Annotated in this window: 19 protein-coding genes and 1 pseudogene; 11 read left to right on the top strand and 9 right to left on the bottom strand. The window is 75.2% G+C overall.

Going from position 1 to position 17450, the window contains the following annotated elements:
• Window positions 1–81 precede the first annotated feature (81 nt).
• Both macS and ACSNOB_RS15190 read left to right on the top strand, forming a co-directional pair.
• Window positions 82–1212, top strand: a complete 1131-nt coding sequence (macS, locus tag ACSNOB_RS15195; RefSeq protein ID WP_436687220.1) for a MacS family sensor histidine kinase — start codon at window positions 82–84, stop codon at window positions 1210–1212.
• A 64-nt stretch (window positions 1213–1276) separates the two neighbouring features.
• A complete protein-coding gene (locus tag ACSNOB_RS15190; protein WP_436687243.1) occupies window positions 1277–1939 on the top strand; it encodes a response regulator in 663 nt (220 codons plus the stop codon).
• Window positions 1940–1993: 54 nt separating this feature from the next.
• On the opposite strand, the gene ACSNOB_RS15185 is transcribed toward ACSNOB_RS15190, so the two are convergent.
• The 3 genes from ACSNOB_RS15185 to ACSNOB_RS15175 form a co-directional block, all read right to left on the bottom strand.
• Window positions 1994–2566, bottom strand: coding sequence for a DUF5709 domain-containing protein (locus ACSNOB_RS15185; protein WP_436687219.1), 573 nt, complete (start codon window positions 2564–2566; stop codon window positions 1994–1996).
• A gap of 104 nt (window positions 2567–2670) precedes the next feature.
• Window positions 2671–3396: an ATP-binding protein gene (locus ACSNOB_RS15180; protein WP_436687218.1), complete on the bottom strand. Its 726-nt coding sequence runs from the start codon at window positions 3394–3396 to the stop codon at window positions 2671–2673.
• A 59-nt stretch (window positions 3397–3455) separates the two neighbouring features.
• The gene (locus tag ACSNOB_RS15175) at window positions 3456–4454 is read right to left on the bottom strand and encodes an SDR family oxidoreductase (RefSeq protein WP_436687217.1); all 999 of its coding nucleotides are present in this window, start codon (window positions 4452–4454) and stop codon (window positions 3456–3458) included.
• Between the two features lie 214 nt (window positions 4455–4668).
• Here ACSNOB_RS15175 and ACSNOB_RS15170 point away from each other — a divergent pair, with 214 nt between their 5' ends.
• Window positions 4669–5871, top strand: a complete 1203-nt coding sequence (locus tag ACSNOB_RS15170) for a glycosyltransferase (protein ID WP_393109360.1) — start codon at window positions 4669–4671, stop codon at window positions 5869–5871.
• Here the strand turns inward: ACSNOB_RS15170 and ACSNOB_RS15165 are convergent.
• From ACSNOB_RS15165 to aroA, 4 genes and pseudogenes are all read right to left on the bottom strand, one after another.
• Window positions 5826–6759: pseudogene (locus tag ACSNOB_RS15165) on the bottom strand (hypothetical protein). The gene ACSNOB_RS15170 and the pseudogene ACSNOB_RS15165 overlap by 46 nt on opposite strands.
• 59 nt (window positions 6760–6818) lie before the next feature.
• Window positions 6819–7637: a histidinol-phosphatase gene (gene hisN, locus ACSNOB_RS15160; RefSeq protein WP_436687216.1), complete on the bottom strand. Its 819-nt coding sequence runs from the start codon at window positions 7635–7637 to the stop codon at window positions 6819–6821.
• A gap of 25 nt (window positions 7638–7662) precedes the next feature.
• Window positions 7663–8793, bottom strand: a complete 1131-nt coding sequence (gene rsgA, locus ACSNOB_RS15155) for a ribosome small subunit-dependent GTPase A (protein ID WP_436687242.1) — start codon at window positions 8791–8793, stop codon at window positions 7663–7665.
• Window positions 8794–8811: 18 nt separating this feature from the next.
• On the bottom strand, window positions 8812–10113 hold the full coding sequence (gene aroA, locus ACSNOB_RS15150) for a 3-phosphoshikimate 1-carboxyvinyltransferase (protein WP_436687215.1): 1302 nt from the start codon (window positions 10111–10113) through the stop codon (window positions 8812–8814).
• A 102-nt stretch (window positions 10114–10215) separates the two neighbouring features.
• Between aroA and ACSNOB_RS15145 the strand changes: the two genes are divergently transcribed.
• The 5 genes from ACSNOB_RS15145 (at window position 10216) to rsrA (ending at window position 13628) form a co-directional block, all read left to right on the top strand.
• Complete coding sequence (locus ACSNOB_RS15145; protein WP_436687214.1) at window positions 10216–10926, top strand: SOS response-associated peptidase; 711 nt, start codon at window positions 10216–10218, stop codon at window positions 10924–10926.
• Window positions 10927–11123: 197 nt separating this feature from the next.
• On the top strand, window positions 11124–11516 hold the full coding sequence (locus tag ACSNOB_RS15140) for a WhiB family transcriptional regulator (protein WP_357087957.1): 393 nt from the start codon (window positions 11124–11126) through the stop codon (window positions 11514–11516).
• 81 nt (window positions 11517–11597) lie between these two features.
• Complete coding sequence (locus ACSNOB_RS15135; RefSeq protein WP_436687213.1) at window positions 11598–12212, top strand: alpha/beta hydrolase family protein; 615 nt, start codon at window positions 11598–11600, stop codon at window positions 12210–12212.
• A 302-nt stretch (window positions 12213–12514) separates the two neighbouring features.
• On the top strand, window positions 12515–13339 hold the full coding sequence (locus ACSNOB_RS15130) for a sigma-70 family RNA polymerase sigma factor (RefSeq protein ID WP_436687212.1): 825 nt from the start codon (window positions 12515–12517) through the stop codon (window positions 13337–13339).
• A 1-nt stretch (window position 13340) separates the two neighbouring features.
• Window positions 13341–13628, top strand: a complete 288-nt coding sequence (gene rsrA / locus ACSNOB_RS15125) for a mycothiol system anti-sigma-R factor (RefSeq protein ID WP_393109372.1) — start codon at window positions 13341–13343, stop codon at window positions 13626–13628.
• A 103-nt stretch (window positions 13629–13731) separates the two neighbouring features.
• Here the strand turns inward: rsrA and ACSNOB_RS15120 are convergent, their stop codons facing one another.
• Window positions 13732–13806 (bottom strand): 50S ribosomal protein bL37, encoded by a 75-nt coding sequence (locus ACSNOB_RS15120; RefSeq protein WP_369700219.1) that lies wholly within the window; start codon window positions 13804–13806, stop codon window positions 13732–13734.
• Between the two features lie 413 nt (window positions 13807–14219).
• On the opposite strand from ACSNOB_RS15120, the gene ACSNOB_RS15115 reads away from it, so the two are divergent.
• Both ACSNOB_RS15115 and ACSNOB_RS15110 read left to right on the top strand, forming a co-directional pair.
• Window positions 14220–14441, top strand: a complete 222-nt coding sequence (locus ACSNOB_RS15115) for a biotin/lipoyl-binding carrier protein (protein WP_176737378.1) — start codon at window positions 14220–14222, stop codon at window positions 14439–14441.
• Entirely contained in the window at window positions 14438–14947 is a 510-nt protein-coding gene (locus tag ACSNOB_RS15110; RefSeq protein ID WP_436687211.1) for a GNAT family N-acetyltransferase, read from the top strand. Before ACSNOB_RS15115 ends, ACSNOB_RS15110 begins: the two co-directional genes overlap by 4 nt.
• Window positions 14948–15044: 97 nt before the next feature.
• Here ACSNOB_RS15110 and ACSNOB_RS15105 read toward each other — a convergent pair whose 3' ends face one another.
• Window positions 15045–15638: a TetR/AcrR family transcriptional regulator gene (locus ACSNOB_RS15105; RefSeq protein WP_436687210.1), complete on the bottom strand. Its 594-nt coding sequence runs from the start codon at window positions 15636–15638 to the stop codon at window positions 15045–15047.
• Between the two features lie 111 nt (window positions 15639–15749).
• Here ACSNOB_RS15105 and ACSNOB_RS15100 point away from each other — a divergent pair, with 111 nt between their 5' ends.
• Window positions 15750–17336, top strand: coding sequence for an MDR family MFS transporter (locus ACSNOB_RS15100; RefSeq protein WP_436687209.1), 1587 nt, complete (start codon window positions 15750–15752; stop codon window positions 17334–17336).
• Window positions 17337–17450 lie beyond the last annotated feature (114 nt).

Here is a 17450-nt window from a genome sequence, read left to right as displayed (position 1 = left end):
ATTTCCACCGTACGTCAGTGTTTTCCGGCGTGCATCCGCCGGCCCGCCGGCCGCCGGCACGGCTGTGGCATCGTGACGACCGTGCCGACGCCGCCCGGAGGTTTCGAGGTCCCGCTCTGGCGGGCCATCGCCGTGTTCCGGGTTGCCTCCCTGGCGTACGTCTGCGTGCTGGCCCTGCGGCACCTCGACCGGTACGCCCACCCGCTCGCGGCCGGCGGTGTGGTCCTGCTGATGGTGGCCTGGACCGGCGTGACCGCCGTCGGCTACGCCCGCCCGGCCCGACGGGGCTGGCCGCTGCTCGTCGCGGACCTCGCGGTCGTCCTCGGCATCCTGCTGGTCAACCCGTGGGTGGTCGGACGCGTCGCGCTCGCCTCCGGCGTGCCCACCCTGGCGGTGGCCTGGCTGGCCGGCCCGGTGCTGGCGTGGGCCGTCTCCGGCGGGCGGCGGCGGGGCACGGTGGCCGCCCTGGTGCTCGGCGCGGCGGACCTGGCCACCCGCGAACGGATCGGCCAGTCCTCGCTCACCGGGGTGATCCTGCTGCTGCTCGCCGGGGTGGTCGTCGGGCACGTCGCCCGGCTGGCCGTGACCGCCGAGGAACGGCTGCACCGGGCGGTGGAGCTGGAGGCCGCCACCCGGGAGCGGGAGCGGCTGGCCCGGGACATCCACGACGGCGTCCTGCAGGTGCTCGCCCTGGTGCAGCGGCGCGGCGCCCACCTGGACGGCGAGGCCGGTGAGCTGGCCCGGCTGGCCGGGGAGCAGGAGGCCGCGCTGCGCGCCCTGATCGCGGGCGCCGCGCCGGTCGGCGCCCGCGCCGACAGCGGGCCGGCGGACCTGCGGGCGCTGGTCGGCCGGTACGCCTCCGCGACGGTCTCGGTGTCCGCGCCGGCCACCCCGGTGCCGTTGCCCGGACCGGTGGCGTACGAGCTGGCCGCGGCGACCGCCGCCGCGCTGGACAACGTCGCCCGGCACGCGGACGGGCGGGCCTGGGTGCTGATCGAGGACGAGGGGACGACCGTGACCGTCTCCGTCCGCGACGAGGGGCCGGGCTTCCCGGCCGGCCGGCTGGACGAGGCCGCCGCCGAGGGCCGGCTCGGCGTCGCCCGGTCCATCCGGGGCCGCCTCGCCGACCTCGGCGGCACGGTGCGGATCACCTCGGCGCCGGGCGCCGGCACGGAGGTGGAGTTGACCGTCCCGAGGGAGGCGGCGCGGTGAGGCCGGGGATCGGCCGTACCCGGCCGAGGCGACGGAGGGGGAGATCGTGAGCGGTGTGCGCGTGATGGTGGTCGACGACCACCCGATGTGGCGGGAGGGGGTGGCCCGGGACCTCACCGAGGCCGGCCACGTCGTCGTCGCCACCAGCGGCGAGGGCCGGCAGGCCGTCCGGGTCGCCGCCGCCACCCGGCCCGACGTGGTGGTCCTCGACCTGCAACTGCCGGACGTGTCCGGAGTGGAGGTGATCCGAGGGCTGCGGGCCGTGCTGCCGCAGGTGCGGGTGCTGATGCTGTCGGCCAGCGGCGAGCAGCAGAGCGTGCTGGACGCGGTGAAGGCGGGCGCCACCGGCTACCTGGTGAAGTCCGCCGCCCCGGCCGAGTTCCTGGAAGCGGTGCGCCGGACGGCGGCGGGGGAGCCCGTCTTCACGCCCGGCCTGGCCGGGCTGGTCCTCGGCGAGTACCGCCGGCTGGCGGCGGCCCCGGCGGACGCCGCCGCGACGGCCGGCCGGGATGCGGCGGGCGCCGGCCCGGCGCCCCGGCTCACCGACCGGGAGACCGAGGTGCTGCGCCTGGTGGCGAAGGGGATGTCCTACAAGCAGATCGCCGACCGGCTCGGGCTGTCCCACCGCACGGTGCAGAACCACGTGCAGAACACGCTGGGCAAGCTCCAGTTGCACAACCGGGTCGAGTTGACCCGGTACGCGATCGAGCGCGGCCTGGACGACTGAGGGGCTGGCGGAGAACCTCCCCCGAAGGGTTCCCCGCCAGCCCCCGGGCCCGCGTCAGACCGAGTGCGGCGGCCGCGTCTCGTGGATCGCCAGCTCCTCGGCGCTCGCCCCGCCGCCGGCCGACCCGGCGTCGTACGCGACCGAGTCGGTCTCCTGGTCGGTGTGCGCCCCCTCGTCGGGTTCGACGAGCCGGCCGACCTGGGCGTCGGCGACGCTGCCGAGCTTGCCGTGGTCGTAGAGGGAGACCGGCGACTTCGGGTCGGAGGTCGGCCCCGGTTCGAGCACGTCCGCGTCGAGCTGGGCCTGTGCCGCGGCCTCCTCGCTGTCGGCCTCGGCGGCGATGTCCGGGTCGACGGGGCCCGCCAGCGGGTCGTCGGCGGGGCGCTCGCGCTGCTCCCGGTCGAGCTTGTAGTCGAGCGACTCGCCGTCGAGTTGTTCCTCGGCGGTGGTCCCGTACCGGTCCACCGCCACCGGCGTCCGGTCGCCCGGCAACTGTGCCGGCTGCGGGCCGTCCGCCTCGCGCCCGGTCAGGACGTCGTCGTTGGCGGTCGAGTCGTCGTCGGCGGTGTCGGGCAGGCCCTCCGCCTCGGGGTCGGACACGGGGGTCGGGTACTCGTCGTCGCGCATGGCTGACCACTACCCACTGCCCTCCCGGCGTAACCGGTGCCGGGCGTGGCCATCCGGGCGGAAACGCCACGCTCCGGGACGGACGGGGAGGAACGGGGCGGTGGTCAGCCGCCGAGGCCGGCCTCGTCGGCGGCGTACAGGACGCACCAGACGACCTTGCCGCCCGGCACCGGGCTGCTGCCCCAGCGGCGGGCGACGGTGTCGATCAACAGCAGGCCGCGCCCGCCGACGGTGTCCAGCGGCGCCGGCCCGGTGAAGGCCGGCTGCCGCGACGAGTGGTCGCGCACGGCGAGGTGCAGGGTGCTGTCCCGGGGGGCCAGCCGCACCGTCATCGCGGTGTGCGCGTGGGCGATCACGTTGCCCACCAGCTCGGTGACCGCGATGCAGCCCGGCTCGGCCAGCTCGGCCAGGCCCCAGCGGCGACAGCAGTCGGTGACCAGTTGCCGGGCCTGCCGGGCGGCCTCCACGGCGGGCGGGAAGTCGGCGCTGACCACCGCGGCCATCGGCGCGGCGGCCAGCCCGGCCATCGCCCCGCCCAGGGTCGGCCAGGCGGGCACGCCCTCGACGGTGCCGGTCGGGTCGCAGAGCAGCAGGTCGGCGGCGGGCCAGTCGAGGACCTCCCGGCGCACGTCGGCGAAGACGTCCCGCGCCGCCGGGTCGGTCATCCGCAGGTCGCTCACGTCGGCCACCACCGGGCCGGGCCGGTCGCAGAGCCGGGCCAGCAACCCGTCGCGCACCGTGCCGACCTCGGCCCGGTCGAGCACGCCGGTCAGCCGGACCACCCCGGACGACCGGTCGGTCTCCACCCGGCAGCGCACGTCGGTCGGCATGATCGTCCCATTGTGCCTCCCCGGCCCGGGCCCCGCACCGGCCCGTTCGGCCCGGCGCATCAGCGGTCCGTCCGCGCTCGGCGGGTCATCGCGGCCATCGTCCCGACGGCCGTTCCCGCCGCCGCCAGCCCGAAGGCGGCGGTCATCCGCACGAGCTGCCGTCGCCGGCCGTGCCAGCCGCCCTCGCGCCGGGCCGCCGCGTCGGCGTGGAAGACGTTGCCGGTGCTGTCCAGCCGCGGGGCGGGCCCGAACTGGGTGCGGTGGGCGTACCAGCCGAGGGCCCGTTCGGCCAGCGCCGGGGCGAGCCGCCACTGCATGCCGATCAGCCGGGCGGCCCCGCCGGCGTACGCCTCGCGGCGCGGCCGGCGCAGCATCCGGACGATCGTCTCCGCCACCACCTCGGGCGGGTAGACCGGGGGCGGCGGCAGCAGCTCGCGCCCGCTGTGGTTGGCGGCGTGCCGGAAGAACGGCGTGTCGATGGTGGCCGGCAGCACCGTGCAGATCGAGATGTTGCCCCGCCCGGTCACCCGCAGCTCCTGGCGGACCGTGTCGGCGAGGCCGCGGATGCCGTGCTTGGTGGCGTTGTACGCCGACTGGTAGGGCATCGCCACCTCGGCCAGCACCGAGGCGTTGTTGACCAGCACCCCGCCCCCCGCCGCGCCGAGGTGGGGCAGCGCGGCCCGGGTGCCGTACGCGGCGCCGAGCAGGTTCACCTCCAACACCCGGCGGAACTCCTCCACCGGGATCTCGTCGAAGAGCCCGACGGCGCTGACCGCGGCGTTGTTGACCCAACCGTCGATCCGGCCGAACTCGGCCACCGCGCGGGCGGCGAGCCGTTCGACCGCCGCCGGATCGGTCACGTCCGTCGGCACGACCAGCGCGCGTCCGCCCAGCTCACGGCACTGCTGCGCGACCCGGTGCAGGGCCTGCTCGCTGCGGGCGGCCAGCACGACGGCGCTGCCCCGGCGGGCGAGGGCGTACGCCGTGGCCGTGCCGATCCCGCTGGAGGCACCGGTGATCACCACGGTGGCGTCGGCGAGGCTGCGGGTGAGAGGCATTGTCAGCCCGTACCCCCGCTGACAGGGGTCATGCGGGAATTTTGCGTCGGATAACCATGGGTGGGCGGGCGGTGGCCGCGGGGCGTGACGCTTGCCGTCGCGCAAGCACCCGCCGGGCTCTTCCCGATCTGCCAGGTTTCGGCTCCCGAGAGTCTGGTTAATGGGACCCTCTGACCGAGGACCACCGCTTGAGAAGATCGCATGGAGGTGACCCATGCGCGTCGGCCTCGTCTGCGCGCACGCCGGCCCGCCCAGGCGTGCCGACGCCCCGACCGTCGGCACCCACCAGCACATCGCGAGGGTCGCCGCGGAACTGGCCGCGCGAGGCCACGACGTCCGGGTGTACGAACGCCGCGACGACCCGGACCTGCCGGAGCGGGCGTCGGTCGACGGCTACCGGGTGGAGCGGGTGCCGATCGGCCCGGCCGTCCCGATCCCCACCGCCGAGCTGGTCCCGTACGTGGCCGGGTTCGGCTCGTGGCTGGCGCAGCGGTGGACGGACGGCTGGCAGCCGGAGGTGGTGCACGGGCACTACTGGATCGGCGGGCTCGCCGCCGCGCACGCGGTCCGCGAGACCGACATCCCGGTGGTGCAGACCTTCCACTCCCTCGGTGTCGAGCAGCTACGCCACCTCGGCCGGCAGTACGACGGCCCGGGGGAGCGGATCCCGCTGGAGCGGGCGCTGACCCGGGCGGTGGACATCGCGGTCGCCCAGTGCAACGACGAGGTCGACGAGCTGACCCGGATGGGCCTGCAGCGCGCCTCCGTGGCGATGGTGCCGGCCGGCGTCGACACCGAGCAGTTCCACCCCGACGGCGAGGCCGCCCCCCGCGACCAGCGGGCCCGGATCCTCTCCGTCGGCGGGCTCTCGCCCGGGCACGGCCAGGAGGACCTGATCCGGGCCATGCGGCTGGTCGGCGACGCCGAGCTGGTGATCGCCGGCGGCCCGCCCGCCGAGCAGCTCGCCCAGCACGCCGAGGCCCGCCGGCTGCGCGAGCTGGCCGAGCGGAACGGGGTGGCCGACCAGGTGAAGCTGGTCGGCGCGGTCCCGCACGAACAGATGGCCACCTGGTACCGCTCGGCGGACGTGGTCGCCTGCACCCCGCACTACTCGTCCGCCGGGCGGGTGTCGCTGGAGGCGATGGCCTGCGGCGTGCCGGTGGTCGGCTACGCGATGGGCGGGATCGCCGACGCGGTGGTCGACGAGGTCACCGGGCGGCTGGTGCCGCCGGGCGACGTCCGCACGCTCGGCGTGACCCTGCGCCGGCTGCTCGCCGACAACGCCGGGCGGTTCGCGTACGGGCACGCCGCCGTGGACCGGGTGCGGTGCAGCTACACCTGGGAACGGACGGCGGGCGCGCTGGAGCGCCTCTACGAGCGGGTGGTGCGCCGCCGCAAGCCGGTCGAGGCGGCCTGACCGGGGGCCCGCCGGTGCCGTTCCTCAGAGAGGGCGGCCCGGGGCGCCGACGCCGACGATGGCCCGGTTCCGTTCCCCGGCCACCGCGTGGTGGTGCTGGGGCTCGGCGTACCGGGTGAGGCCGATGACCGCGCCGAGGGTGACCAGGAACCCGGCCGCGGCGAGCCACTCCCGGCCGGGCCAGATCTTGTCGTTGAGCAGCAGCAGGCCGACGATCGCCGCGGGCACCGCCCCGGCGGCGTCCATCGCCGCGACGGCGGCCGTGGTGGAGCCGCGCTGCATGGCCAGGCCGAGCAGCAGCTGGCCGACGATCGAGTGCGCGATCAACAGGTAGAGCAGCGGGTTCCGGACGAACTCCTCCGCCGTCGGGGCCGAGGCCAGCGGCCGGGCGGCCACCGCGGCGGCGGAGAACGCCAGCCCGGCCAGCGAGCCGAGCGCCACCGAGCCGGGCGCCCCGTGCAGGCGTACGGCGAAGAAGCCGACCACCGCGATCACGCCGAGCACCGCCGCCAGGACGATCATGCCGGCGGTGCCGAGCGGCTTGGACGGCGCGGGCCGGGCGGAGAGCACCAGCGCGGAGATCCCGGCGAAGAGCAGCACCAGCAGGGCCACCTCGGCAGCGGGTAACCGCCACTTCAGCACCAGCACGCCGAGCAGGGCGGTGACCCCGAGCCCGGCCGCGACGCTGGACTGGACGAGGAAGAGCGGCAGGTCCCGGCGGGCCAGGAAGGCCAGCACGAACCCGGCCACCTGACAGGCCAGCCCGACCAGGTAGGTGCGATGGCCGGCCAGCCGCAGCAGCAGCCCCGGATCGAAGGTGTGGTGCACGGTGGTGCGGGCGGCGGCAACCGACTGGAGCAGGTTGGCGACGCCGTACGCGACGATCATCGCCGCGAGGAAACACCAGCCGGAGGAGACCACCTGGCGAGGATAGAGGCTGCCGGAGGTCAGTGCTCGATTGGCCGACCCAGCCGGGCGAGGATGTCAGCGTGCAGCGCGCCGTTGCTGGCCACCGCGCTGCTCTCGGTGCCGGCGTCGCCCGAGGGGGCCGGCCGGCCGGCCAGGTCGGTGAACGCGCCGCCCGCCTCGGTGACGATCGGCACCAGCGCGGCGATGTCCCACAGCGACAGCTCCGGCTCGACCATCACGTCCAGCGCGCCCTCGGCGAGCAGCATGTAACCGTAGAAGTCGCCGTACGCCCGGCTGCGCCAGGTGTCCCGCATGAGCTGGAGCATCGCGTCCAACCGGCCGGCGGACTCCCAGCCGGTCAGGGACGAGTAGCAGAAGCTGGCGTCCGCGAGGTCCCGGACCCCGGAGACCCGGATCGGGGCGCCGCCGGCGGCGTCCGGCCCGGCGTACGCGCCCGCGCCGAGCGCCGCCCACCAGCGGCGGCCCAGCGCCGGCGCGGAGACCAGCCCGACGACGGGGCGGTCGGACTCCAGCAGCGCGATCAGGGTGGCCCAGACCGGCACGCCGCGGATGAAGTTCTTCGTGCCGTCGATCGGGTCGACCACCCAACGCCGGCCGTCCGGGCCGCCGGCCGGCTGCTCGCCGTACTCCTCGCCGAGCAGGCCGTCGGCCGGCCGGTGCGCGGCCAGCAGCGCGCGGATCTCCCGCTCCACCGCGGTGTCCGCGTCGGAGACGGGGGTCAGGTCGGGCTTCGCGTCGACCCGCAGGTCCAGCGCGCGGAACCGGGCCGTGGAGACGGCGTCGGCGGCGTCGGCGAGCAGGTGGGCGAGGGCGATGTCGTCGGCGTACCCGGGCATGCCGCAAACGGTAGCGATGCCCCGGTCAGGAGCCGGCGAGCGGGTCGCCGGGATTCCGCTGGTCGGGCTCCCCCCGCGCGTCACCCTCCCCGGCGCGGGAGGCGAGCAGCCGGCGGTACGAGGCCAGCCGGCGCGGGTCGGCCTTGCCGGCGGCCACCCACGCGTCCAGCCCGCAGCCGGGGGCGTCGGGGGTGTGCGGGCAGTTGGCGGGACAGTCGACGGTGCCCTCCACCAGGTCGGGGAAGCCGTGCAGCAGGCTGTCGGCGGAGACGTGCGCCAGCCCGAAGCTGCGCACCCCCGGGGTGTCGACGATCCAGCCCGGGTCGGCTCCGGTTCGCGCCGCGCCGGACGGGAGCTGCCGTGAGCCGTCGTCGCGGTCGGGCAGCCGCGGCAGGCGCAGCGCCACCGCGCTCGTGGAGGTGTGCCGGCCCCGGCCGATCGCGCTGACCGTGCCGACCGCCCGCGCGGCGTCCGGCACCAGGCGGTTGACCAGCGTCGACTTGCCCACCCCGGAGTGCCCCACGAGGACCGAGATCCGGCCGGCGAGCAGACTGCGCAGGGCGTCGAGGTCGGAGTCCGGGCGGACCAGCACGTACGGCAGCTCCAGCTCGGCGTAGTAGCCGAGCACCGCCTCGGGGCCGGCCAGGTCGGCCTTGGTCAGGCAGAGCAGCGGCTCGATGCCGGCGTCGTACGCGGCCACCAGGCAGCGGTCGATGAACCCGGTGCGCGGCGGCGGGTCGGCCAGCGCGCTGACGATGACCAGCTGGTCGGCGTTGGCGACGACCACCCGCTCCAGCCGCCCCTCGGCGGTGGTCTCGTCGTCGTCGGCGGTGCGCCGCAGCACCGACGTCCGCTCGGCGATCCGGACGATCCGGGCCAGCGCCCCGGCCGCGCCGGAGGTGTCCCCGACCAGGCCGACCCGGTCGCCGACCACCACCGACTTGCGCCCCAGCTCCCGGGCCCGCATGGCGGTGACCAGCGGCGCGTCCGGCCCCGCGTCGGGCAGGACGCAGGTGTAGCGGCCCCGGTCGACGGCGATCACGAGCCCGTCGACCGCGTCGGAGTGCAGGGGGCGGGTGCGCGTACGCGGGCGCGACGACTTCCCGGGTCGGACCCGGACGTCGTCCTCGTCGTACTCCCGCCTTCTGGTCGCCAGGACCCGCCCCCCGTCGTGTCAGCTCTTGCCGGTCACCATTGCCGACCATAGTGCCGGGAACTCGGGCATGGTCTTCGAGGTGCACGCCACGTCGCTCAACTCGATGCCCGGAACGGCCAGGCCGGCGACCGCGGCGGCGTGCGCCATCCGGTGGTCGTGGTAGGTCTCGAACACCCCGCCGCGCAGCGGCCGGGGCCGGATCTCCAGCCCGTCGGCGGACTCGGTGATGTCCGCGCCGAGCGCGGCGAACTCCCGCGCCAGCGCGGTCAGCCGGTCGGTCTCGTGGCCCCGGATGTGGCCGACTCCGGTGAACCGGGACGGCGAGTCGGCGAGCATGGCGAGCGCGGTCAGCGCCGGGGTCAGCTCGCTGACGTCGGAGAGGTCGGCGTCCAGGCCGTGCACCACGCCGGTGCCCCGGACGGTCAGCCCGGCGGTGGAGAGGGTCACGTCGCCGCCCATCCGCTGCAGCAGCGCGCGGAGCTGCTCGACGGGCTGCGCGCTGCTGCGCGGCCAGCCCTGGAGGGTCACCTCGCCGCCGGTGACCAGGGCGGCGGCGAAGAACGGCACCGCGCCCGAGAGGTCCGGCTCGATCTCCCAGCCGCGCCCGGTCAGCGGGCCGGGCTCGACCACCCACACGTCGGGCGTGCTGTCGTCGACCGCCGCGCCGGCGGCCCGCAGCATCTGCACCGTCATCCGCAGGTGCGGCGCGGAGGGCACCGGCGGGCCGACGTGCCGGACCACCACCCCCCGGTCGAAGCGCGGGGCGGCCAGCAGCAGCCCGGAGACCAGCTGGCTGGAGGCCGAGGCGTCGATCACCACCTCGCCGCCGGTGACCCGCCCGGCGCCGAGCACGGTCAGCGGCAGGCTGCCGGTGGCAGGGGCGTCCACGCGTACGCCGAGGGAGCGCAGCGCGCCGATCAGCGGGCCGAGCGGCCGGGTGCGGGCCTGCGGATCGCCGTCGAAGGTGATCCGCCCGTCGGCCAGGCCCGCCACGGGCGGGACGAAGCGCATCACCGTGCCGGCCAGGCCGACGTCGACGTGCGCGGGGCCGACCAGCGGGTGGGGCCGGACCAGCCAGCGCTCGTCGTCGCTGATCGACATGTGCGCGCCCAGCGCGCGCAGCCCGGCGGCCATCAGCTCGGTGTCCCGCGCGCGCAGCGGCCCGGCGAGCGTCGAGGGACCGCTGGCCAGCGCGCTGAGCACCAGGGCGCGCGCGGTCATCGACTTGGACCCGGGCAGGCGCAGCGTGGCCGAGACCGGGTCGGAGGCGGTCGGAGCGGTCCACGGCTGCGGCGGCCGGGTCGCGGTCAGGTTCCCCACGGTTACATTCTGCCGTGTCCGGTGGTGGATGATGTCGACCACCGCCCGCACTCCCGGCCAGCGGGACAGCCGGGCGACGCCCGGCGCGTTAGCGTGTGCCACATGTGCGGGAGGTACGCGACGACCCGGAGCGCGGGCGACCTGAGCGCGCTGTTCGAGTCCCACGACGAGACCGACGGCCGGCTCGGGCCCGACCACAACGTCGCGCCCACCGACCCGGTGCCGCTGGTGCGGGTGACCCCCGAGGGGCACCGCGCGCTGTCGGTGGGGCGCTGGGGGCTGGTGCCCGCCTGGTCGCGGTCGCCCGCCGGCGCCGCCCGCATGATCAACGCCCGCGCCGAGACGGTCGCCACCAGCCGGGCGTACGCGGGGGCCTTCGCTCGCCGCCGCTGCCTCGTCCCGGCCGACGGCTGGTACGAGTGGGTCCGCTCGCCCGACGGGCGCAAGCAGCCCTACTACATGACTCCGCTGGACGGCTCGGTGCTCGCCTTCGCCGGCATCTGGTCGGTCTGGGAGGGGCCGGGCGGGCCGCTGCTGACCTGCAGCGTGCTCACCACCGCCGCGCTGGGCGAGCTGGCCGAGGTGCACGACCGCATGCCGTTGCTGCTGCCCGAGGACCGGTGGGGGACGTGGCTGGCGTCGACCGACGAGCCGGCGGGGCTGCTCGTCCCGCCCCCGCCCGACTGGCTGGCCGGGCTGGAGATCCGCCCGGTGGGACCGGCGGTGGGCGACGTGCGCAACGACGGGCCGGAGCTGACCGCTCGGGTTCCGGTGGCCCGGGTGACGGCGGCGGAGGAAATGACGCTCTTCTGACAGCGCCGGCACATTGTCGGGTGTGATTTGCCAGAGTTGCGGGTGAAACGTCGCCCCGTCGTTTAACCGTATTTGCCGTAGAGTCTTGTCTCCGTGTCCGGAAGTGCGATAGAACACAGCGCCGGTAGTGGGCGCCGATTCGCACGGGGCGGACGACGTCGCACCGATCTTGCCGGTCCCACGGGGGAGGTGGGTGGATGACACGGGCACGTATGCCCCGCCCGCACGAGGTGGCCGCCGCACGACGAGATCCGCGACTGCTGCGGGCGTTGCGCGAGCGGCGACAGGACGAGGCGTGGCGGACCAGAGGAACCTGCCAGAACGTCGACCCGGAAACATTCTTTCCGGCGCCGAACGAGCCGGCCGACGCGGCCGTAGCGCTCTGCCGAAGTTGCGACGTGCAGGGCTCCTGCCTTGCCTGGGCGCTGGACGTGGGTGACTGCCACGGCGTCTGGGGCGGCACGACCCCGCGCGAGCGGCGGGCGATGCTGGTCGCCTGGCGCGACGAGGTGCAACCGGATCCGGACGCCGCCGACGAGGCGGGTCCGCCGGTCCGGGACCGGCTGCTCACGCTGGTGCCGTTGAGCTGACCGTCGACTGAGCCGCCGGGGCCGGCCCGCGACCACGCGGGTCGGCCCCGCGCCGTGTCCCGGACGCCCGAGAATGGGCTGGTGTCCTGCACCGAGGAGATCTCCACCCCGCGGGGGCCCGCCCGGGTCGCCGCCGACCTGCCGGCCGGGCCGCCGACCGCCCTGCTGGCGCTCGGCCACGGCGCGGGCGGCGACGTCGACGCCCCGGACCTGGTCGCGCTGCGCGACGCGGCGGCCGGCGCGGGCCTGGTGGTGGCCCGGGTGACCCAGCCGTACCGCGTCGCCGGGCGGCGCGCGCCGGCCCCGGCCGGGCATCTCGACGAGGCGTGGACCGCCGTGCTCGCCGTGCTGCGGGAACGGCATCCCGGCGTACCCCTGCTGGTGGGCGGGCGCTCCAGCGGCGCGCGGGTGGCCTGCCGCACCGCGCGGGCGGTGGGCGCCGCCGGCGTGGTCGCGCTCGCGTTCCCGCTGCACCCGCCCGGGCGGCCGGAGCGCTCCCGGGCGGCGGAACTCGCCACCGGCCTGCCGACCCTCGTGGTCAACGGCGACCGCGACCCGTTCGGGGTGCCGGAACCGGGGCCCGCCGTGCGCGTGGTGACCCGCCCCGGGGAGCGGCACGATCTGCGGGGCGACCCGGCCGGCACGGCCGCGGTGGTGCGCGACTGGCTGCGCGACCGGGGCTGGGCGCGGGCCTGACCCCCGGCGCCCGACGTCCGGTCGCGGCGCAACGGGGCGCTTCCTGCGCGCCGGCCGGCGCGCGCCGGGGGAGCGCCCGCGCTCCGACCGGCCGTGTCCGGTGGCCGCGGCGGGTCGTTGCATCGGATGGTGCCGGATGCCCGGTTCGGGCGGCGGCGCCGGTCCTCCCAGGCCCTTCCTGGTCCCAGCGTCGGCTTCCGCCGGGGCCGGGACCAGGAACGGGAGGCGCAGCCGGAATGCCGTGCCCATCCGTGCGCGTTGCACCCCCCGGGACGACATTTCTGGCGAGGGGGGGTGACCGGGTGCCGATCGAGACGCAGGCCCGGGAACGGGACGAGCGGGGAGCGCGGCAGCTACGGCAGTTGCTGGGCGCTCCGGAGTGGCCCGCGACGGCGTCGCCGGTCGGCGCGGCGGCGGTGAGCACGAGCACACCCGCCGGAAGTGAATCTGTGGGCAGGTCCGTGCGCGTATCCTCGGCGGGAAAGCATCCGACGCGAGGGGATGTGCGGTTGACCACGGAGAAGACGGACGAGCGCAGGGCCCGCTTCGAGCGGGACGCGATGCCCTTCGTCGATCAGCTCTACGCTGCCGGTCTGCGGATGACCCGCAACCCGGCGGATGCCGAGGACCTGGTCCAGGAGACCTACCTGAAGGCGTACGCCGCCTTCCACCAGTTCGAGCAGGGCACGAACCTGAAGGCCTGGCTCTACCGGATCCTGACCAACACCTACATCAACTCCTACCGTCGCCGGCAGCGCCAGCCCATCCAGGCGCCGACCGACGAGATCACCGACTGGCAGCTCGCCGAGGCCGAGTCGCACACCTCCAGCGGGCTGCGCTCCGCCGAGACCGAGGCGCTGGACCGGCTGCCGGACAGCGACGTCAAGGAGGCCCTCCAGCAGCTGCCGGAGGAGTTCCGCCTGGCCGTCTACCTCACCGACGTCGAGGGCTTCTCCTACAAGGAGGTCGCCGACATCATGGGCACGCCGATCGGCACGGTGATGTCGCGACTGCACCGGGGCCGACGTAATCTGCGCAAGCTGCTCGAGCAGTACGCCGCGGAGCGGGGCTTCACCCCCGCGTCGTCGAAGAAGGGCTCAACCGCTGCGGCCGGCCGGGAGGTGTGACGTGAGCTGTGGAGATCCGCACGAGACGGACTGCCGTGAGGTCCTCGCCGAGGTCTACCTGTACCTGGACCTGGAGTGCGCGGAGGAGCGGCGGACGCTGATCCGGCACCACCTCGACGAGTGCGGGCCGTGCCTGCGCGAGTACGGCATCGAGCAGGAGGTGAAGGCGCTGGTCGCCCGCTGCTGCGGCAACGAGACCGCGCCGGACCAGTTGCGCGAGCGGCTGAGGCTGCGCCTCACCGAGCTGGTCGTCTTCGAGAGCAGCGAGTCGAGGGAGCTGGCCGACTGAGGTCGGCGGCACCGACGTGAAGCAGGTGGCCCGGGTCGTCTCCGACCCGGGCCACCTGCGTTCCGCTGACTGATCGACGCCGGGCCGCAGGCCCGGCCGCCGCTCAGGAGTTGGGGCGCTTGCCGTGGTTCGCGCCGCTCTTCTTCCGGGCCTTCTTCTTCCGGGCCTTCTTCGCCATGGTGACCTCCTCGTGATGGTCGGATCCGCCCGCGCACGACCTCGGCTCCGGTGCGCGCACCGGTCGCCCCGGCGCCGGGTCCGACCCGCTGATGCTAGTGCGGCCGGCACCCCCCGTCGTGCGGCGGGGCGGCCCGCCGTACGCCGCGCCGCGCGACACGCCGGCCGTCTCCCCCCGCCCCGCCGTGCTCCGGGGCGGCGGTGACGTGGCCGCGCCGCCCCTCACGCCGGCCGCCGCGACGTCACCACCCCACACGCCGGCCACCACCGGCGTCGCCGCGCCCGGCGGGCAAGGAACGCCGCCGCGCGTCCGACCCGGTGGTGGATCATCCGGACGCCCGGGGGCGCTCCACGCCCCTCGTGGGGGGCCCGCATGATTGGATACGTCGGCAGGCAACCGCGAGAGAAGGGGCCGTGGAGATGGCCGAGGAGATCCGCGCCGAGATGGTGGCGAACGTCTGGAAGGTCGTCGCGTCGGCCGGGGACACCGTGTCCGAGGGGGACACGCTGGTGATCCTGGAGTCGATGAAGATGGAGATCCCGGTCGTCGCCGAGTCCGACGGTGTCGTCAAGCAGCTCGCGGTCAACGAGGGCGACGTCGTGCAGGACGGTGACCTCATCGCGGTGATCGATTGACCGGCGTCTCGGTACGGCGGGCCGGCCCGGCCGACTTCGCGGCGGTGGCCCGGCTGACGGTCGCCGCCTACGAGGCCGACGGCCAGCTCAAGGGCGAGCACGGCTACGCCGCCGTGCTCGCCGACGTGGCGGCCCGCGCGGAGCACGGCGAGGTGCTGGTCGCCGTCGACCCGGCCACCGGCGAGGTGCTCGGCTCGGTGACGTTCGTCCTGCCCGGCACCCGGTACGCCGAGCTGTCCCGGGCCGGCGAGGCGGAGTTCCGGATGCTGGCGGTGGACCCGGCCGCGCAGGGCCGGGGCGTCGGCGCGGCCCTCGTCGAGGCGTGCGTGTCGCGGGCCGCCGAGCTGGGCTGCTCGGCGGTGGTGATCTGCGTCCGCGGCGGCTTCGCCGCGTCCGCCCAGCGGCTCTACCGGCGGCGGGGCTTCGTGCGCGTGCCGGAGCTGGACTGGTCGCCCCTCGCCGGCGTGGAGCTGCTCGGCCTCCGGCTGGATCTCACGGGCGCCTGACCCCGCCCTCGTGACGGGCGCCTGGCCCGGCCGGCCCTCGTGGCGGGCGCCTGGCCCGGCGCTCGCCGGGCCCGTTCCGGCGGGGACCCGGCAGGCGTCAGGGTGCTCCGGGCGCGGCGGCGTCGGGCTGCGCGCCGATGGGGGCGAGCAGCTCGTCGGCCATCGCCAGCGCGAGTCGCATCCGCTGCGCGTCGGTGAGCTCCGGGGCGCGGACCGCGAACCAGCTGCTGTGCACGGCGAAGATCGACAGCACGGCGCGGAGCTGGGCGGCCGGCGAGTCGTCGTCCCGGCACAGCACGTCGGCCAGCCGCAGCATCCGGCCGCGCATCTGCTGCCCGGCGGAGAGGCTCTTCAGCACGGTCTGGTTCTGCTCGAAGAACCGCATCACCGAGGGCTGGTCGCCGGCGAACATGGCCTCGGCGTACCGGCCGATCACGGCGCGCCGGGTGGCCAGGCCGACCGGCTGCGACTCGGCCCAGGCGATGAGGGCGTCCAACCGCTCCAGCCGGTCCTCGACGACGCTGGTGACGATCTCGTCCTTGCTCTTGAAGTGGTAGTAGAGCGCGGCCTTCGTCACGTTCAGCCGCTCGGCGATCTCCCGCAGCGAGGTCTTCTCGTACCCCTGCTCGGTGAAGAGCTCCAGCGCGACGGCCTTGATGCGTTCCCGCGTGCCGCCTGTGCTCTCCCTCACCCGCACCACCCAATTCGCTTGACCGACCCTGGCCCCAAACTTACCGTCCGGCTAGTAAGGTAGCTAGCCGGCCGGCAAGTAAGTGCGGCACATCTCGGGGGGAGCTTACCCATGACGCAGGCAACCCAGGCTCCGGCGCGACCCAACGTGCGGGTCGTGCTCTTCGGCCTGATGATCGCCATGATGCTGGCGATGCTCGACAACATGATCGTCAGCACGGCGTTGCCCCGGATCGTGGGCGAGTTCGGCGGGCTGGACCACTTCACGTGGGTCGTCACGGCCTACGTGCTGGGGACCACGGTCTCCACCCCGATCTGGGGCAAGCTCGGCGACCTCTACGGGCGCAAGTCCGTCTTCCTCACCTCGGTGGTCGTCTTCCTGGTCGGCTCGGCGCTCTGCGGCATGGCCGGCTCCGACCTGCTCGGCGGCCCGGGCGACGGCATGGCCGAGCTGATCGCCTTCCGCGCGGTGCAGGGCCTCGGCGCGGGCGGCCTGATGGTCGGCGTGATGGCCATCATCGGCGACCTGGTCCCGCCGCGGGAGCGGGGACGCTACCAGGGGATGATCGCCGGCATCATGGCCCTCGCCATGGTGGCCGGCCCGCTGGTCGGCGGCTTCATCACCGACCACCTCTCCTGGCGTTGGGCGTTCTACGTCAACCTGCCGCTGGGCGGGGTCGCGCTGGCGCTGCTGGTCGCCACCCTGCGCCTGCCGAAGCACCGCACCGAGCACCGCATCGACTGGCTCGGCGCGGCGCTGCTCTCGGTCGCCATCACCGCGATCGTGCTGGTCACCACCTGGGGCGGCAACGAGTACGACTGGGCCTCGGGGCAGATCCTCGGCCTCGCCGCCCTCGCGCTGGTCACCCTGGTGGCGTTCGGCCTCGTCGAGCGGCGCGCCGTCGAGCCGATCCTGCCGCTGGGGCTCTTCGCCAACCGCAACTTCGCCCTGATCTCGGTGATCGGCTTCCTGCTCGGCTTCGCCATGTTCGGCGCGATGAACTTCCTGCCGCTCTACCAGCAGACCGTGCAGGGCGCCTCGGCCACCAACTCCGGCCTGCTGCTGCTGCCACTGATGTTCGGCATGCTCGTGGTCTCGCTGGTCGTGGGCCGGTCGATCACCAAGACCGGGCGCTACCGGGCGTACCCGATCGTCGGCGGCGTGGTGATGGCCGCCGGCATGGCGCTGCTGACCCGGCTGGACGTCGACACCAGCAAGACCGAGTCGTCGCTCTACATGATCGTGCTGGGCGTCGGCATGGGCTTCCTCATGCAGACGTCGATGCTGATCGCGCAGAACAGCGTGGAGCAGAAGGACCTGGGCGCGGCGAGCGGCGCGGCCACCTTCTTCCGGTCGATCGGCGGCTCGTTCGGCATCTCGCTGTTCGGGGCGATCTTCGCCAACCGACTGGCGGACTCGCCGGCCGGTGGCGCGTTCGGCGGCGGCGGGGAGGCCGGCGCCGCGATGGACCTGGAGATGCTCAAGGACCTGCCGGCGCAGGCCCGTGAGCTGGTGCTGGGCGGCCTCGCCGACGCGGTCTCGCACGTCTTCTGGTGGGCGGTGCTCTTCAGCGTCGCCGTGCCGGTGCTCGCCTGGTTCATCCGGGAGATCCCGCTGCGCACCGCGAACGACCTCCCGCCCCAGGCCGCCGGCGAGGAGCAGGCCGAGACCGCCCTGGCCAAGGCCCCCACTCCCTGATTCGCCGCCACGATCCGCCGGACGTTCCGGAGGCTCCGCGCCGGCGGCCTGGGGCGGGAGGTCGTTCGCGGTGCGCAGCGGGATCTCCCGGATGAACCAGGCGAGCACCGGCAC

Origin of the sequence: Micromonospora sp. URMC 106, from assembly GCF_051386395.1 — a bacterium.
In the GTDB taxonomy this organism is placed as follows: domain Bacteria; phylum Actinomycetota; class Actinomycetes; order Mycobacteriales; family Micromonosporaceae; genus Micromonospora.
This window is presented reverse-complemented; position numbering and strand designations above follow the sequence as displayed.

What these genes read in the sequence shown, in the direction of transcription:
- ACSNOB_RS15145 (WP_436687214.1), top strand. Translation starts at nt 10,216, where the DNA reads ATGTGCGGGAGGTACGCGACGACCCGGAGCGCGGGCGACCTGAGCGCG.
- ACSNOB_RS15100 (WP_436687209.1), top strand. Translation starts at nt 15,750, where the DNA reads ATGACGCAGGCAACCCAGGCTCCGGCGCGACCCAACGTGCGGGTCGTG.
- hisN (WP_436687216.1), bottom strand. Translation starts at nt 7,637, where the DNA reads ATGCCCGGGTACGCCGACGACATCGCCCTCGCCCACCTGCTCGCCGAC.
- ACSNOB_RS15140 (WP_357087957.1), top strand. Translation starts at nt 11,124, where the DNA reads ATGACACGGGCACGTATGCCCCGCCCGCACGAGGTGGCCGCCGCACGA.
- ACSNOB_RS15190 (WP_436687243.1), top strand. Translation starts at nt 1,277, where the DNA reads ATGGTGGTCGACGACCACCCGATGTGGCGGGAGGGGGTGGCCCGGGAC.
- ACSNOB_RS15180 (WP_436687218.1), bottom strand. Translation starts at nt 3,396, where the DNA reads ATGCCGACCGACGTGCGCTGCCGGGTGGAGACCGACCGGTCGTCCGGG.
- ACSNOB_RS15175 (WP_436687217.1), bottom strand. Translation starts at nt 4,454, where the DNA reads ATGCCTCTCACCCGCAGCCTCGCCGACGCCACCGTGGTGATCACCGGT.
- ACSNOB_RS15170 (WP_393109360.1), top strand. Translation starts at nt 4,669, where the DNA reads ATGCGCGTCGGCCTCGTCTGCGCGCACGCCGGCCCGCCCAGGCGTGCC.
- ACSNOB_RS15185 (WP_436687219.1), bottom strand. Translation starts at nt 2,566, where the DNA reads ATGCGCGACGACGAGTACCCGACCCCCGTGTCCGACCCCGAGGCGGAG.